This window comes from Daejeonella oryzae DSM 19973, assembly GCF_000422945.1.
Taxonomy (GTDB): Bacteria; Bacteroidota; Bacteroidia; order Sphingobacteriales; family Sphingobacteriaceae; genus Daejeonella; species Daejeonella oryzae.
In genome coordinates this window covers 66040-82914 of the sequence record NZ_AUHA01000008.1, presented here as the reverse complement: position 1 = coordinate 82914, position 16875 = coordinate 66040, and the positions used below count along the sequence as shown (strand labels likewise).

Below are 16875 nucleotides of genomic sequence, written 5' to 3'. Positions count from 1 at the left end.
CTAATTACCCGAAGCTTTCTTCATGCACCCAAACCCTTGCGGCTTGGCATGCATAAGGCAGATAGAATATATTGTTGTTTTCTTATTCAAGTACTTTTTCCAGTGTGTTAAGATATTAGTAGTGAAATTCAGAAGTGAGTAGTTCCAAGGAACTTCAAACGGATGAACGGAAGCTCAAAAGCTTTAGGTGCCTATATCGTCGGTGTCCACCTCTTCCCATTCCGAACAGAGAAGTTAAGCCCGCCAGAGCCAATGGTACTGCCGTAACAGGTGGGAGAGTAGGTCGGTGCCCAATTTTATAATCAAAGCCTTGTCCCTTAAAGACAAGGCTTTTTTTTGTTAAAAAAAATCGGTTATTTAATTAATATTCTCTTGAAAGAGTCGAGGATATATTCAGAAGATCTATACATCCTACATTTTACTGTAATTTTTAATCTTGGTTTATCATGAAATGAACCATGGCATGATAATTTACGTATTTTAATAAATATTTAATTTTAACAGGATATCATATGAGATTTACAAATAAAGTAGTTTGTATCATATTTATAGGTTTGTCTCCGCTATTTGTAGTGGCACAATCTAAAGAAAAGCCTAAGGATAATTGGCAAAATCTTGACCTTAAGACTGACGGAGTATTTGGAATAAGCACCGAAAAGGCATATAATTTACTCAAAGGAAAAGTTGCCATGCCAATTATAGTAGCTGTAATTGATGGAGGAATATTTGAGGTACATGAAGATCTTAAAACATCTATGTGGATTAATGAAAAAGAGATTCCGGGCAATGGAGTAGATGATGATAAGAATGGATATGCAGATGATATAAATGGCTGGAATTTTATTGGATCACCCAATAAAAATGTCCAGTACGATAATATGGAGCTTACCCGACTCGTAAAAAAATTACAGCCCAAATATTCTGCAGCGCTGAATAGTACACCTTTTAATGAAGAGGAGCGTAAGGAATTTGTGCAATATCAAAAGTTAATTGCAGCATATATGGATGAATTGCAAAAAGCGCAGATGGGTTATGAAAACACAATGCTTTTTAAAAGATATCTTGAAGAGATTACAGCTAAAATGAAAATCAATAATCCGGTATTAGCAGATTTTGATAAATATAAACCTGCAAATGACATAGAAAGCCGCGTCTTAAAGGCACTTAAATCAGAACTTAAAGACGGTACCACTTTAAATGAAATTCAGGAAGATTTGACAGAAGGTTTTAAATATTATAGTACTCTACTTAAGTATCATTTAAATTTAGATTATAATTCCAGAGATTCTGTCGGAGATAATTACTCAGATAGTAATGAACGTATTTATGGTAATCCAGATATAACCGGCCCTGATGCGGAGCATGGTACTCATGTTGCTGGAATTATTGCAGCTTCCCGTATTAATAATTTGGGAATTAAAGGCGTTGCAGACAATGTTAAAATTATGGGAATCAGAGCAGTACCTGATGGAGATGAGCGAGATAAGGATGTTGCCAATGCAATCAGATATGCAGTAGATAATAACGCCAAAATTATCAATATGAGTTTCGGTAAATCTTATTCATGGGATAAGAAAGTAGTTGATGAAGCTGTCAAATATGCAATGTCTAAAAATGTTTTATTGATACATGCCGCAGGTAATGATGGCTTGAACACAGATAAGGAAAATAATTTCCCAAACAGGCTCTTTGTCGATAGCATTGGTGTAAATATGGGTAAAGCCCCTTTGTGGATTGAAGTTGGAGCTTCCGGATGGAAAAATGATGAAGATCTGGTTGCGGATTTTTCAAATTTTGGAAAGAAAACAGTAGATGTATTTGCCCCGGGAGTAAAAATTAATTCAACAATGCCTGATTCAAAATATAAGGAAAATGATGGAACCAGTATGGCTTCTCCGGTTGTTGCGGGTTTGGCTGCTCTGATTTGGTCATATTATCCGTATTTAAGTGCCTTGCAGGTTAAGGAGGCAATTATGAATTCTGTTTCTAAAGTAGAGCAAAAGGTGAAGATCAAAGAAAATGGAAGTTCAAAAAAGGTTTCATTTGATGAGATCAGTGTTTCGGGTGGAATTGTAAATGCGTATAACGCTATTTTACTTGCAGAAAAAATGTCTAAATCACAATCTTCAAATTCTCAATCTGAAGTTAACTAAATGATTCTTCCTAAAAAAGGCCTGTCAAATAGTTTTGACAGGCCTTTTTTAAATTTAATTACAATATCATTAAAATGACATTCCGCTTTTAAAACTGAAGTATTTTCCCTCTTCAGAAATTCCATAACTTGTAGAAAGTAAGAACTTGTTAAAGAAGTTAAACCATACTCCCGGACCATAAGCTTTATGCCATTCATTCGATTCCGGATTGTCGGAATAGACTCTACCTGAATCAAAGAAGCCAAATAATCCAAGGTTTCCTGTAAAGATGTAATTTCTGAAATTGCTCACTTTAAATCTTAGCTCAGAATTTTGATATAAATATGATCTGCCGGAAAATCGATTGTTCCTGAAACCTCTTAAGTTTGTATTATTGCCAAGAGAATTAGCCTGGAAAAATTTATAGTCGCCTATGTTCGTAGCTCCCCCAATTCGTACAGCGGCGGTAACCGGAAATCTAAAATTAGGTGTGGCATAAAAAGATATATCAGATCTAAGCTGTAAGAATCTGTCTTTAGAATTTTTGATTTCGTTCATATAATTACCTTCCATCTTCCAGCGTACACCTGATCCCGGAAAGGTAGGGTTATTAACAAAATCTATAATAGCATAAGATCGTAGCGATAAAAATGTAGATGGGTCAATAATATCTTCCTGATCAGGGAATGAGGATGAACTGACGTATTTATTGTCAGGTTTTTCAACCCTGAAATACTCGTAACCGGGACCAATACCAACTTTAAACGCTTTTGTAAACCGGTATTGCAGAAAAGATCGGACACTTAAGTTATTAGTGCGAACACGAAAATAATCAATGTCATCACCTACATTTAAAGAGGAGTTACCCTGCCCGTAATAGTTAAATGTATATTTCGGACCATTAAAAGCAGCATTTACAACGATATCCAAATTCGGAGCGAATATGCTGTAAAAATTACCGTTATAACGAATAGAATAGGCCCCTGTTTTGGGTGCATAATTTCCGGAGATACTTTGGTCAAAACTGTAGGGTTCTTTTCGAAATCCATAATGCTTGATTCCATAACCGCCACCTATAAATAGACCGTCATCTGCATTAAAGTCAAAGGATGGTATTATGCCTGCTTTATCGTACGTAAATGAATTTAAATTATACTCATTGATCCAGGCTTTATCAGATAATCTCAATGCAGTATTAGCCCCCGAAACAACATTGTTATCTTCCGTAGACTGATCATAAAAAAGTGTTCTTCCGCCATTGCCATTATCAACTAAAGCATCTTTACCTTCCCCGCCAATAACTCTGATTTTGAAATCATTTGCTGATGACCCTTCAATCAGTATACTGTCTTTTCCTTCTAATGCAAACAGATTCAGTTCATTGGTTTCATCCGTATCAAAAGTACGATCGAAGATTTTCTGATCAATTTTATCATTCTTATCAATTTTAAAAACAGTTAAGTGAACACTTTTTTCTCCTCTTTCGACTTTAAAAAACTCTTTTTTGTTGGTTCCCACTACGGTTACTTCGTCCGAAAGAACTTTATAATATTTCTCGGCTACATCAGATAACTGGTTACGACGAGATTTTAATTTTTCGATAATTTCCGGTCCTGATTTGCTGTAAACCTCTACCGGCATTTTAGCAACCGACTGATTAATTACTTCATCCGTTAATTTCTTTTGAATATCTGAGGCAATTTCAAGCCAATCTGCTTTAGATAATTTATTTAAAAGATTTCTGTCAAGATTTCTGGCTGCTATAGACAGTTCAGCAGGATCTTTAATAGTCATTCCAAAAGTTTGAATATCCGGCAATATTCCGCTTATCAAACTTGGAATCAATCCGTCAAATTTTGTAAAGGCCTGGTCTCTGTCTCTGGGAATAGGACGGAATAAAGTTCCTTTGGTTTTTTTAAACTCTGCCCATCTCCACTGATCTTCATGCCGATCCCAATCACCAATTAATAGATCAAATAAACGGGCACGAAGAAACATTTTCTGATCTACTTCATTATCATTATCATCCTGTATTTCTTTGTACATTTTATTTGTACTTACAGCATTTTTTGCATTTCCAAATGAATTGAAATCAGAAACATCTTCATCAGGCCTGGCCTCTATAATACCTAATTTGCCTCCAACCTGCTGGATATAAGGACCAAGAAGTGTAGAATAAGGCATATAAACCAATTGCGGATTTGCATGATATATTCCAACAGATTTTGCCATATCCGGAATCATTAATGCTCCGTAAGGATGAGCTGAAGAAATCTGATCCTGTACAAGATCTTCTGCAAATGTTTTTAGAAAACTTTCCGGCAACAAAGCAGCAGGATTTTTATCGACCGTTCTGAATTGATATATATTCCCATCTTTACCTTCCAACTGTAAACTGGTGGTTTGCTTTCCTCCCCCCATTTTAAGAGGAGTTAATCCGCCTGCATATAAATTCAGATCCAAATATTTAACATTAATAGGAGTTGCCCAGGTATCCCGGTAATGCTCGCCGAATAAAGTTCTTTTAAAATTACCGGCTTTATATTCCGAACCTGCAACAACCATTTTGGTGCTATCTACATAGCTTACAAGTTGTTGTTCAGGTGTTTTTTCTTCAGATTTAGATGGAATAGCATACAGAGGAGATCTGAAAACTATTTTACCTGTAGAACCATCTCCTTCTGGCTCCCAGAATTCTACCCAACATTGACCGTTGCTGTAATAATTTAAACGTGCAAAACCTTTAGCACCACCGCCACCATATGCAAATAATGCCTCATTCCCTTTTATAACCGAAGTAGACTTACTTCCTGCTCCGCTGATAATATGGTTAATATCCTTGTATTTATTTAATTGAAGCGCATGCTCATGACCGGTAGCAATTACTATATTTTTTTCGTCCTCCATTACAGACAACAAGCCACGTTTTAATTGCTGATAATCTTTATTGGATAGATCCTGACGAGAAACTCCGTATTGTCTCATCAGTGGGTATATCGATCCGATTACAGGAAGAGGGATATAATAATTATCTCTGACAAGGGTTAGAGGGAAAATGTAATCTTTCAATGTAAAATAACCGCCATGGCGTCCATTGCTGTAAAGAGGATGATGTTGGGCTAAAACAATGTTTTTTCCTCTATTTCTTATTACAATATCCTGAACCTGCTGGATTAAATCTAAACGATCGGAAGAAGTACAGCCATTATCCGGAGCCAAAGGTTTATCATATTTTGTGAGCCACCATTCGCTATCCACAACAATAACCACCAAGTCGTCATTCAACTGGAGTTCTACCGGACCGCCGCAACCGTTGGTTGGCAAAAACACATCAGCCGAATCAAGATATTGTTCAACAAACTCTTCCTGGCGATTTATGGCTTGTAAGCCTCCCGGACGGCCTTCGTTCCAGTCATGATTTCCGGGGATAATAATTTTCTGTCCCTTAAAACCTTTAACCGTATTCATTTGCTCGGTAATCCGGCGTTCTTTTTCTTTACGGTCCGAAGCTGTAGGCTCGGGCAGGCCTGTTTCGTAAATATTATCTCCTAAAAAGATTACAACATCTTTTGGATTTGAAGTTTGTATAACGGAGTCAGCGCCACCACCGGGGCTCATCAAAGTATCCTGTTGAAATACCTGCGATTGTAATAATTTTAAAACTGGTTCCTGCTTATCGTTCTCCGGGGTTCCGGCATCTCCAATTAAAAAAACCGTATATTTTAATTCAAGCGTATCGGGGCTGTTGGCACTTTGCCAGTTTTTTTGACTTTTGTCATAATAAGGTTTAGTACTAATGCATGCATTCAAAGTATAGCATGACAGTACAATTAAAAGCGATCGTATGATTTTAATTTGCATAGTTCATTTCAATGATATTACCTGATCCTTTACCGCCGCTTTCGTTTGAAATATACAATTTGCCATCGCCAGAGAACGCAATTCCTTCGGGTTGTTTAAAGTCTTTATCTAATTTATAAATGCTTTTTAAGCTTCCGTCCGGAGATAAAACAGCAATCAAATTATTTAATGAGGAAAGAATAAATATTTCGCCGCTTAGCGAATTAACAGTCAGAGCTGATATGTTAAAAACTTTACTCATATTTTTATTACCTAAAGCTTTTAAAAATTTCTTGGAACTTTCTTCTATGGCATCTCCTTCAAAATATGATTCAATTTCATTTAATTGTATTTTGTATACAGCTTCTGGAATTAACTGCATTGTATTTAAGTCAAAAGCATACACTTGTTTATTTTCCTCAGATTTATCCAGATTATTGCCTTTAACTCCGATTAATAAACGATTTTTTTTTGACTCGAAAGCCATTCCTTCAATATCATTCTTTTTACCAAAAGCAGTTTTAAAATTTTTAATTACAGGTTTTTCAGAATCAAAATTCTTTACCTGGAAAATCTCACCAGAACTATTAATAATGTAAATATCATTATTGGCTAAAACTACATCTTCATAATCATCCGCTTTCCCGAAATCTATCTTCCGTTCAATCTTTTCCTGCTTTATATTATAAAAATACAGAATTCCATTTTCATCTTCTATAGCAGCGACCACTGAATCATTTAAAAAAGTGATACCTGATATTTCATCAAGTTCTCCCGGCATTTCATGAATTTTATCGTATTTCAGCTCTACAACTTTTTTGGTAGATTTATCCTCAGAAGATGAGTTTGGATTTATAGGATTATTGCATGCTAAAGCTGAAACAGCTAGTAATAATAATATAGGTTTATTCATAGTTGATTTTTTAAGGTAATTTACTATAATCATACCAAATTAAATAAATCGGACTCTAAAAACACCATGGCACAGTTTTTACTGATAAATCATTAAATTTTTAATCTAATAACATGAAAAATAATCCTATGGTAAAAGACGTTGCGGAATATGTATTTAATCTTTATAAAGAGAAACTTCCTAACGATTATGTTTATCATAACTATAACCATACACTCGATACTGTAAAAGGATGTAAAAAACTTTCTAAATCATATAATTTAACCAGCAGAAATTACGAAGTATTAATGCTTGCCGCCTGGTTTCATGATACAGGATATATTGAAACATATCAGGGTCACGAAGAAGAGAGTGTTAAAATAATGAAAAGCTATCTCGAAGGAAATTATCCTGACGAAGATATTGCTGAGATTGAATCGCTGATTTTATCAACCAAACATGGTGTTATTCCTGACGGATCTTTACAGGAAATTTTGCATGATGCCGATTATATTAATCTGGGAACCAAAAAGTTTTGCCACCGGGCAGATTTGCTACGGATAGAATGGGAACGAATTCTTCAGAAAACCTATTCTGAATTAGAATGGGCCCAGCTTCAGTTACAATTTCTGATAAACACTACTTTTAAAACAGAAGAAGCAATATCGAAATTTGATACTCAGAGGGAAGAAAATATTCTCGAACAACGCAGGCTTATAGATGAATTAAATGAAAAGGAAGCAAAACTTGTTACCAAGCAAAATGCCAAACCGGTAAAGGAAGGTCGTGGTATCGAAACACTTTATCGATCCGTTTATGCGTATCATATCAGCCTTACATCCATCGCAGATAATAAAGCAAATATTATGATTAGTATTAATACGATTATAATATCCCTGGTTATTACATTGTTTGGTACCGGTTTTACATTCTCAAGCTCGAGTGAAGTTGGAAGTATCCGATTTGTTTTTCCAATGGCTTTCCTTCTGATAACCAGTTTACTGGCAGTAGTTTTTGCAATTTTATCTGCAAGGCCAAATGTTACTTCCAAAGAAAAATATGAACTCAGTAAAAAGGAAAGCAGTATTTTATTTTTCGGGAATTTTGCTCAACTGCAGCTGCGTGAATTTGTTGATCAGATTAAACTCTTAAAGGATGAAAAAACAGAATTATATGATAACATGTCGGTTGATATTTATCACCTGGGAAGCGTTTTGGTAAGAAAATATCGTTTGCTTACCTGGTCATATAATATTTTTATGGGCGGAATGATTGTATGTGCCGTAGGATTTGTAATTATTATGATGTTTTCTTACTAGATTTTAGTGAAGGTACTAGTTCAACATCCTGCATAAATTCCATCTCATCAAGTGTAATATATCTATATCCCACTTCTCCGATGTAATCATATTGTTCAGAGCCCGCTTTAAGTTCCTGCCAGTGAAAATACTTTTCAAGATTTTTGCTGGTTTTTACTTTTGAGAGATATTTATCGGTTAACAGAACATAGTTTAACTCATAAATTCCGTTTTTAAGAAGTTTATGAGCTATAATTACATCTTCTCCTAAAAGCTTTACCCTTCCTTTTATATTTGAAAAGCTGATATGGCCAAAGTGGATAACTATTTTGAGCCCTAATTGGTTATCGCCCAAATACTTCTCATAATTTTCGGGTTGAGCTTCCTGAAGCTGCTTTAAAAAATCTGAAAATGTTTGAAAAATGTGTTTACATTGATCGGCAACTTTCTGAATAGATGGTAGCCTGCCTGTTTTGTAAAAGAAAATAGCATCGCCTTCAATTTCGGCAACATTCATTCCTACCATATTTGCTTCAATTAATTTTCGAAGTAAGGCAGGAATCACCTCTTTACTAAAGTTAATATCAGAAGTAGCAATAAATTTTGTAAAACCAGTTATATCGGGTACGCAAAAAAAAGTTGGTGTTAACCCGTTTTTATTTTTCATTCGTAAATTCTATTGCTATTTTCTTTTGTGATTTAATGAGTTGATTTGGAGCTCGTAAATATATTTTTTTAATAGCTTAAATTATACATCAAAAACATTAAATTATGAAATTAAAAAAAGCCCCGTGTGGGGCTTTGTGTAGCGGGGAGCAGAATCGAACTGCCGACCTCAGGGTTATGAATCCTGCGCTCTAACCATCTGAGCTACCCCGCCGTTAATTGGCTTTTAAAAGAGAGTTGCAAATATAGCGGAAAATACTTTTCTTTAGAAACAAATGTAAAAAAAGTCACAAATTCATTTAGTAAGATACAGAATGCTGGAAAAGAAGAAGTTTAATCTTGAGTACGAAGTGAATTCGTCTCCTAAAATATTATTTACATTTTTAAACGAACCAAACGGGCTGGCACAATGGTTTGCAGATGATGTAACTTATCGTGATCAGATCTATACATTTACCTGGGATGATGAAGAACAAAAAGCTAAACTTCTGTCTATAAAAGAAAATAAACTTGTAAAATTTAAATGGCTTGATGACGAACCACACTGTTATTTTGAAATGGAAATTGTGCAGGATGAACTAACAAATGATGTAGCATTGTCCATAACAGATTTTGCAACCGACGATACCATTCAGGACAGAACGTTGATTTGGGATAATCAAATTCAATATTTAGTAAGTGTTTTAGGAGCTTAGGGATTTAATTCTCTATTTTTGTGATGTGAAAAAAGTATACTTATTAGTATTTAAGGCATTTCTCCGACCTTTTATCGTTACGTTTTTCATTGTAATGTTCATTTTATTGATGTTGTTTTTGTTTAAATACATCGATGATTTGATTGGTAAAGGATTTGATTGGTATGTAATTTTAGAACTATTATTATATGCCTCTGCTACCAACGTAGCTATGGCGCTTCCACTGGCTATCCTTCTCTCTTCGATCATGACTTTCGGTAGTCTTGGTGAAAATTATGAACTTGTTGCTATTAAATCTGCAGGCATTTCTTTGCAAAAAGCAATGATGCCTCTTGTAGTAGTAGTAAGCATATTAAGTGTGAGTGCTTTTTTATTTTCAGATTATATGCTACCGGTCGCAAATCTGAAAATGGGATCTCTGCTTTATGATGTCAGGAATCAAAAATCTTCTTTCTTAATTGACGAAGGCATTTTCAACAGTAGTATTCCCGGATATTCTTTGCGGGTAAAAAAGAAAGATTCTGACGGTCAAACACTTCATAATTTAATTATTTACGATCATAATACCAGTAATGGAAGTGTTTTGATGGCTCAAAAAGGCCGGATGTACCGAACCGATGATGACCAGACGCTGGTTCTTAAATTAAGCAATGGCGTGCGATATGAAGAAACTCCTGGAGATGGGGCCAACTATAATCAGCGGCAACGTTTAATGCGTTTCAGATTTAAAGAAACCGAGCAAAAGTTTGACCTTTCTGGATTTAAGATGCAGCGGACAGATGAGAATTTGTTTAAGTCGAATTATGCAATGCTTAATCTAAAGCAGTTAAAATTTTACCGTGATTCATTTAATGTGAAAATTGATAGTAATTTAAAAACTGCCTACAAAGACATTAAAATGTTTTATGATCCAATTAATCCGCCTCTCAAAAAAGAGCAGCCAATTAAACCGGCTGCAATAAAAGAGTACAAGGATATTTTGGATTTAGTTCCTTCAGACAGCAGAACGCTGGCTATCCAAAATGCCAAGAGCAGATTAGTTTCTGTTAAAGAAGTAATTGTAAATAAAAGAACTTTTGATGATGAAAATGAGGACCGTGTTAGAGGGTTTATGATTGAGTTTCATAAAAAATTCACCCTGTCGGTTTCCTGCCTTCTCTTATTTTTCATTGGTGCGCCGTTGGGTGCCATAATCCGCAGGGGAGGATTGGGGTTACCGGTTGTAGTTTCAGTGCTATTTTTTCTGGTGTATCATATTGTATCAACCATTGGCGAAAAATCTGTAAAGGAAGGTACCTTATCTCCAATGCTGGGGATGTGGCTAGCTATTATTACTCTTACACCATTAGGTATTTTCCTCACTTACAAGGCAACAGTTGATTCGGTATTATTTGATGTTGACTTTTACAAAGAGTTTTTGAAAAAGCTAATTCCCAAAAAGAAAAAATTATCAGAATAAATTCAGATTATCCCAAACACATTTTCTTATTCATCTTTCGCCGGGATTTCTTTATTGCATTGTGTTGACGGATTTAATTTCCTTAGGAATGCATAACGAAAGAAAATAATTAGATTTGTACCTTTGATTTCAAGCTCGGACAAGGACGAAATTTCCCTGATTTTCTACTGATATCTTAAATAAAATTTCAATTACCCTGTTCGCCTAACTCCAACAATAATGCTCAATACAATTGAAGAAGCAATAAATGATATAAAAGCCGGTAAAGTGATTATTGTTGTAGATGATGAAGATCGCGAAAATGAAGGCGATTTTTTAACTGCTGCACAAAATGCTAGTCCGGAAGTGATTAATTTCATGGCCCGCCATGGTCGCGGCTTAATTTGCGCCCCTTTAACAGAAGAGCGTTGCGATGAATTAAGACTCGATTTGATGGTTGGCAACAATACTGCAACCCATGAAACTAATTTTACCGTTTCTGTAGATTTAATTGGAAATGGATGTACCACAGGTATTTCTGCTTCAGACCGTTCTAAAACTACACTGGCTTTAGCAGATATAAATACCAAGCCTGAAGATTTAGGTAGGCCGGGGCATATATTTCCGTTACGAGCTAAAAAAGGGGGTGTATTAAGACGTGCAGGGCATACTGAAGCTGCCGTGGATCTGGCCAGACTTGCCGGTTTTGAACCTGCAGGAATCATTGTGGAGATAATGAATGAAGATGGTGAAATGGCTCGTCTTCCGGATTTGATGCTTATCGCCAAGCAGTTTGATCTCAAAATTATTTCTATAGAGGATTTGATATCCTACCGTTTGAATACTGAATCGCTGATTAAAAAAGAGGTTTCAGTAAAACTTCCAACCGATTATGGTGATTTTGAAATGGTTGCTTATACACAGATAAATACCGGAGATCACCATATTGCACTTGTTAAAGGAAGATGGGAGCCGGATGAGCCGGTTTTGGTACGTGTTCATAGTTCATGCATAACCGGAGATATTTTTGGTTCATGCCGCTGTGATTGCGGCCCTCAATTACACAAAGCCATGGAGATGATTCAGGAAGAAGGTAAGGGAGTTGTGATTTACATGAATCAGGAAGGTAGAGGGATTGGTCTTATTAATAAGTTGCATGCTTATAACCTGCAGGAAAATGGCTTAGATACGGTTGATGCTAATTTGCAGCTTGGCTTTAAAATGGATCAGCGTGATTATGGAATAGGTGCGCAAATGCTTCGTAGTTTAGGAGTTAAAAAGATGCGTTTAATGTCTAATAATCCAACGAAAAGAGCCGGACTTATTGGATACGGATTAGAAGTGGTAGATAATGTTCCGATTGAAATTAAATCCAACGAGCACAACGATCTTTATTTAAAAACAAAGAGGGATAAAATGGGACATACCATTATGAAAAATAGTTAAGCTTTAAGCTACTTTTTCTTTTCGTTTTCTTCAGGTAATTTTACAGCAATTGGTTTTTTGTTTTCTTCCAATTCTTTTTTACGACGCTCTTCACTTCGCTTTTTACCAATTAAAGTTCGGAGAAATTCATTTACGTTATCAAAATCCTGACGATACAGCAATCCCAGTGCATTCACATATTCAATATTTGAATTCAGGAAATTGCGATTGTTCAAGCGCTGAGATGCCTTTAAAACCAGGCTTCCATCTTTGTTTAATAGATATTGGGCTTCCACATCGCGGGCAACTGATGAACCTCCCAGCACGTCAAAATCTTGTAAAGAGCGTGGGTCTGTAACTCCGCCGGTTAGCAACAGCCTTCCGTTTAATAATCTTAATGAAGCACTCGCATCATTGAAAGAGCGGATATTGAAATCCACAAAATTTAAGTTAAGCGTTTGAGTAATTACATTATTAAGTTGGTTGAAAAATAATTCGGTACCGGCGTTAATAAATGTAGGAGTCAGAGAAAATAGATCAGCTCCGGTTCCTGGTGCAAAACTTCTTCTGATAATCAAACTTAGGGCTTGCTGGTTAACGTTGTTTACATCGCTAAAATAGCTCTGAAGCTCATCTTTGATATAAGCATCAGCAGGAAAATTAATATCAAAAACGATATCTGGCTGTAATAAGGAACCTTTTAATTTCATGACCGCTTCCGCTAATACCCGCTGGTCAATTCCATCTGTACGACCGGCTGCAGTATAAAGGGGTTGTAAACTCGGCCTTGCACTGTATGCAGCATCTAAATTAATGGCTGCTTCCGTAGGATTTCCTGTCCACCTTATAGAACCGCCTTTATTAATTTCAAATATTTTATTGATAAAATCCTGAGCGATAAATTCGAATTTTCCTTTACTGATTACATAATCACCATACATTTCAAAATCTCCAAGACTGGTGATTCTTAAGGCAAGTTCTGCATCCCCCCTTCCGCTTAATTTTCCTAAATCTGTGAATATATTCACTTCGCTATTTTCATCAACACGAAGGTCAAAATTCATGGTTAACCCCATAAATGAGGTTTCTTTCTTAACGGTTAGTGTAGAATCCTTGGCAACAAAATTGATAAAATCGTTTTCTCTAACAGTTGCAGATGAATTTAGAGGGATATTAAATACTGTTCCGGCTTGTGTGCTGGCATCTATGTCAATTTTCATATTGTCCGTTGGGCCATTAAATTTAAATACCCCAGAACCGTAAGCAATTCCATAATACAAGGGATTATCTTTCGAAGTAGTATTAAGCGCCATAAAATTGTTGGCAACTATAGTTATATGGATTTCTGGATTATTGATATTATTCATATCAACGGTGCCGTTAGCTATTGCTTCATGCTCGTTAATATCTTTTATTATCAGGTTATTTAAACTTATTACACTGTTATTAACAGATACTTCATCACTCAAGTGATACGGCGTTTTGAGGTAGTTAACAGTCATGCCGGCATTATTCAATTTCAATGAACCGTTTATTTTAGGCGTTTTTAATTTTCCTGTAATTTTCAGATCAGCCGAAACTTTACCCGTTAAATTTGAAACCAGTTTCTTTAAAAAAGGCTGAAATATGATTACCTGGTTGTCCCGCATTTTGACATCCATATCCAGATTGTTTTGGTCACTATTTGCGTTGTACGTGCCCTGAAGATCCAACGCTTTAATATCATCGTTCATGATATCCATCTTCACATTTACCAGTTTGGTAGAATTATCAAAATCGGCATCCAGGTTTAAATCACCAATTAGAATGTCATTATACTTTAACGTATCAATTATTAAAGCGGCTTCAATTCGCGGGGTTTTACTTATTGCCGCTAATTTTGCATTTCCATTGAGCTCGCCGCTCAAATTTATTCCCAATGACCTGGTAAGCGGATTAAACGTAGTGAGTTTGAATTTATTAAAACCAATAATGAGTTCATCGTCCGGATCTGTGGAAATAATTCCATTTACAGTCAGCAGCTGATTATCTCTGAAAAGTTCAAAATCGCGGATTATCGTTTTACCATCTTCAAAATTGAACGATACTTTATACTGAATGCGCCATGTTTCGCGGTTTATTATAACGTCAGATGGCAGTAAACTCAATTTTGCCGTTGAATCAGCAACTTTACTGAATTCAACCAAGCCGTTTAAATCGAGCTGGTTGATCGCATCTTTATCAGAAAGTTTAATGTTTAATTTCAGGCTGTCATTACTTAAAATATTGGCAATGTTTACATTCTTTATATAAAGGCTATCGGTTATATCAACCTGATCAGAAGTAATAAACAAGTTAAGCGCCAGTGGGGTAGTGGTCTGGTCAATAATCAGGTTGTTGAATTTTAACTTATTATAAGTAACCAGTTTTGAAAAACCGCTTAGATTTGCAATATTTTGTTCAGAGTTGAATTGTCCTGTAATGCTGGCTTGCTCCGGTATTTTAAGTTCGGGTATAAACAGTAAACTGATGGGTTCAAAATATTTTAATGTTAAATTGAACTCAAAATTCTGGGGTTTGGGCTTCACATATCTTACCTGTAAAGAAGGAATATAGGTTTTGGCTACTGATTTAAAATAAGATGGAAGTGTATTAAGATCATATTCACCTTTAATACTTGCATCAAGGATGTCTGAATTTATTTTTAACTCGCGGCTTTTTCCTATACCAATGGCGGATAATTGCAATGAATCTACAACAAATGAATGTTCGGTATTGGTAAGTCTGATTTTACGTATATCAAAACTTCCCTGAATATTATCCAGATTATTTCCGGTAAAATTTGTGTTGAAATCTGCATCAACCTGTACTGTGTCTTTAGTGAAATTTAAAGCATATAAATTAGCCCCTCTGATATTGGCCTTAAAATCAAAAACCGGAACTTTGGGATTTAAGTTAACACCTCCCTGAAAATCTAATTTTACATTGCGGTCATTAACTTTGATTTGTCCGTCGAACAAATTATTTGCATAAGTACCATCCAAAAGTATATTCGTATATCTGTAGCCATTAAAATCAAAATAAGTAATGTCGCCTTTTATTTGCTCTTTAACAGTTTTTAAATTAAATCCGCTTCCTTTAATATTTGCAACCAGTGTAGTCCTTCCCAGTTTTTTCTGATCAAGCAAATTTCCCAGGTCGAAGTCATAAGTTTTAACTACTCCGCTATATACCGGCTGACCTTTAGCCGGTATTTTCATATTTATATCAGAAACGACTCTGCCCAGAGCAGTTTTAAATTCTCCATATGCAATAAAATCATTTGTGAATCCTGAAAAACGTCCTTTAAAATTGATATTCCCAAATTTTTGCAGAATGACTGGAGTAATCACTTTATTTTTGCCTGTGGCTTTTGATACGATATAATCAATATCCTTCTTGTTTGTGTAAACCTGATCAAAATTGAGATTCAGTAGTGTTTTATTGATATCAGGTAACCCCTTCACATCAAAATCTCCTTTCATATAGGTTGTTCGGCCAACTTTAACAGCAAGTTGTTTTGCTTTAAGATTATCTACATATCCTTTTATGCTGCCATCAACACGTAAATCAAGATCCATTTTATTCATTTGAGGAACAAAATAGGCTACATCTTTTGAATAGATTTTAGAATTTTTAAATTGTGCAGTCATATGCACCTTGCTTATAAACTGACTAAAATCCTTAAACTTTGAATATTTAAATAATAAAAAATCAGAGATTCTGGATTCCGGTGTTTCTAACAGCAAATCACTGAATTGCATTTGATTGCTGTCGATGGTGGCGTTTGTGGTCAGATTTTTTAAATAAAATCCGCTTTTTTCTTTAAATGTGAGATTTTTAAAATGGGCCTTTACCAAATGATTTTTAGTGTCGAGACCTGTAACTGTTGTGTTAAGATTGCGGAGATGCAGGTCGTTGAAGTTAATGCCTTTGATTACAGTATCAACATTGAAGTTTTTATATTTAAAATCGATGCCGTTTAATACAATTTTATCAAAAGTTATATCATAAGATTTCCGCGGTTTTTTCCGGGGCTTTGTTGTGCCGGTATCAAAATAATTAATAATAAATTCCAGGTTGGTGGTGGTGTCTTTATATTGTTTAATATAAAATTTTCCATCATCCATTTGCGCCGTGGCGACAGCTATTTTCCGGTTCTTTAAGGAAAACTCAGAAACATCCAGAGTGAATTTTGGAGAAAATATTAAGGTGTCTTTTTCCAGATCTTCAACATACAAACCCTCCAATACAACTGATTTAAACGGTTTGATGTATAAACTTTTAACTTCAACCCGGGTGTTTAATTCTTTTGAAAGATATTGGGCAGCTTTTTTAGCCACATACGTTTGTACCGGCTTAAATTGTAATGAAAATACTAAGGCCGCTAATAATAATAATATTGTAGCAAGCACCCATAAAGTTATTTTTAATACTTTTTTGATAGTTTTGTGTTTTAAATAAAAAAGTC

The 16875-nt window shown here is 35.3% G+C and carries 9 protein-coding genes, 1 tRNA gene and 1 rRNA gene; 6 read left to right on the top strand and 5 right to left on the bottom strand.

All coding sequences use genetic code 11. The annotated features are described in order from the left end of the window. The first annotated feature begins 183 nt into the window (after nt 1–183). Both rrf and G521_RS17225 read left to right on the top strand, forming a co-directional pair. A 5S ribosomal RNA gene (gene rrf, locus G521_RS0112965) occupies nt 184–295 on the top strand. Nucleotides 296–512: 217 nt separating this feature from the next. Continuing rightward, a complete protein-coding gene (locus G521_RS17225; protein ID WP_051189744.1) occupies nt 513–2153 on the top strand; it encodes a S8 family peptidase in 1641 nt (546 codons plus the stop codon). Between the two features lie 69 nt (nt 2154–2222). Here the strand turns inward: G521_RS17225 and G521_RS0112955 are convergent, their stop codons facing one another. Both G521_RS0112955 and G521_RS0112950 read right to left on the bottom strand, forming a co-directional pair. Then, entirely contained in the window at nt 2223–5993 is a 3771-nt protein-coding gene (locus G521_RS0112955) for a metallophosphoesterase (RefSeq protein ID WP_036679321.1), read from the bottom strand. Beyond that, nucleotides 5983–6885: an SdiA-regulated domain-containing protein gene (locus G521_RS0112950; RefSeq protein ID WP_162141795.1), complete on the bottom strand. Its 903-nt coding sequence runs from the start codon at nt 6883–6885 to the stop codon at nt 5983–5985. Before G521_RS0112950 ends, G521_RS0112955 begins: the two co-directional genes overlap by 11 nt. Nucleotides 6886–6998: 113 nt before the next feature. Here G521_RS0112950 and G521_RS0112945 point away from each other — a divergent pair, with 113 nt between their 5' ends. Next, nucleotides 6999–8183 carry a Pycsar system effector family protein gene (locus G521_RS0112945; RefSeq protein ID WP_026898913.1) on the top strand — a complete coding sequence of 395 codons (1185 nt, stop codon included), beginning with the start codon at nt 6999–7001 and terminating at the stop codon, nt 8181–8183. Here the strand turns inward: G521_RS0112945 and G521_RS17220 are convergent. Both G521_RS17220 and G521_RS0112935 read right to left on the bottom strand, forming a co-directional pair. Next, entirely contained in the window at nt 8164–8829 is a 666-nt protein-coding gene (locus G521_RS17220; RefSeq protein ID WP_051189743.1) for a DUF2652 domain-containing protein, read from the bottom strand. The genes G521_RS0112945 and G521_RS17220 overlap by 20 nt on opposite strands. A gap of 139 nt (nt 8830–8968) precedes the next feature. Next, nucleotides 8969–9042: transfer RNA gene (locus G521_RS0112935), tRNA-Met, on the bottom strand. 100 nt (nt 9043–9142) lie between these two features. Here G521_RS0112935 and G521_RS0112930 point away from each other — a divergent pair. The 3 genes from G521_RS0112930 to G521_RS0112920 all read left to right on the top strand — a co-directional run bounded on the left by G521_RS0112930 (nt 9143) and on the right by G521_RS0112920 (nt 12407). Further along, nucleotides 9143–9523 (top strand): START-like domain-containing protein, encoded by a 381-nt coding sequence (locus tag G521_RS0112930; protein WP_026898912.1) that lies wholly within the window; start codon nt 9143–9145, stop codon nt 9521–9523. 25 nt (nt 9524–9548) lie between these two features. Next, complete coding sequence (locus G521_RS0112925) at nt 9549–10982, top strand: LptF/LptG family permease (protein ID WP_026898911.1); 1434 nt, start codon at nt 9549–9551, stop codon at nt 10980–10982. Nucleotides 10983–11201: 219 nt separating this feature from the next. Continuing rightward, nucleotides 11202–12407, top strand: coding sequence for a bifunctional 3,4-dihydroxy-2-butanone-4-phosphate synthase/GTP cyclohydrolase II (locus G521_RS0112920; protein ID WP_026898910.1), 1206 nt, complete (start codon nt 11202–11204; stop codon nt 12405–12407). 8 nt (nt 12408–12415) lie between these two features. Here the strand turns inward: G521_RS0112920 and G521_RS17215 are convergent, their stop codons facing one another. Next, nucleotides 12416–16819, bottom strand: a complete 4404-nt coding sequence (locus G521_RS17215) for a translocation/assembly module TamB domain-containing protein (RefSeq protein WP_245580870.1) — start codon at nt 16817–16819, stop codon at nt 12416–12418. Between the last annotated feature and the right edge of the window lie 56 nt (nt 16820–16875).

Excerpts from the sequence above, each read along its gene's own strand:
- G521_RS17225 (WP_051189744.1), top strand. The coding sequence starts at position 513 with ATGAGATTTACAAATAAAGTAGTTTGTATCATATTTATAGGTTTGTCT.
- G521_RS0112930 (WP_026898912.1), top strand. The coding sequence starts at position 9,143 with ATGCTGGAAAAGAAGAAGTTTAATCTTGAGTACGAAGTGAATTCGTCT.
- G521_RS0112920 (WP_026898910.1), top strand. The coding sequence starts at position 11,202 with ATGCTCAATACAATTGAAGAAGCAATAAATGATATAAAAGCCGGTAAA.
- G521_RS17220 (WP_051189743.1), bottom strand. The coding sequence starts at position 8,829 with ATGAAAAATAAAAACGGGTTAACACCAACTTTTTTTTGCGTACCCGAT.
- G521_RS0112945 (WP_026898913.1), top strand. The coding sequence starts at position 6,999 with ATGAAAAATAATCCTATGGTAAAAGACGTTGCGGAATATGTATTTAAT.
- G521_RS0112950 (WP_162141795.1), bottom strand. The coding sequence starts at position 6,885 with ATGAATAAACCTATATTATTATTACTAGCTGTTTCAGCTTTAGCATGC.
- G521_RS0112955 (WP_036679321.1), bottom strand. The coding sequence starts at position 5,993 with ATGCAAATTAAAATCATACGATCGCTTTTAATTGTACTGTCATGCTAT.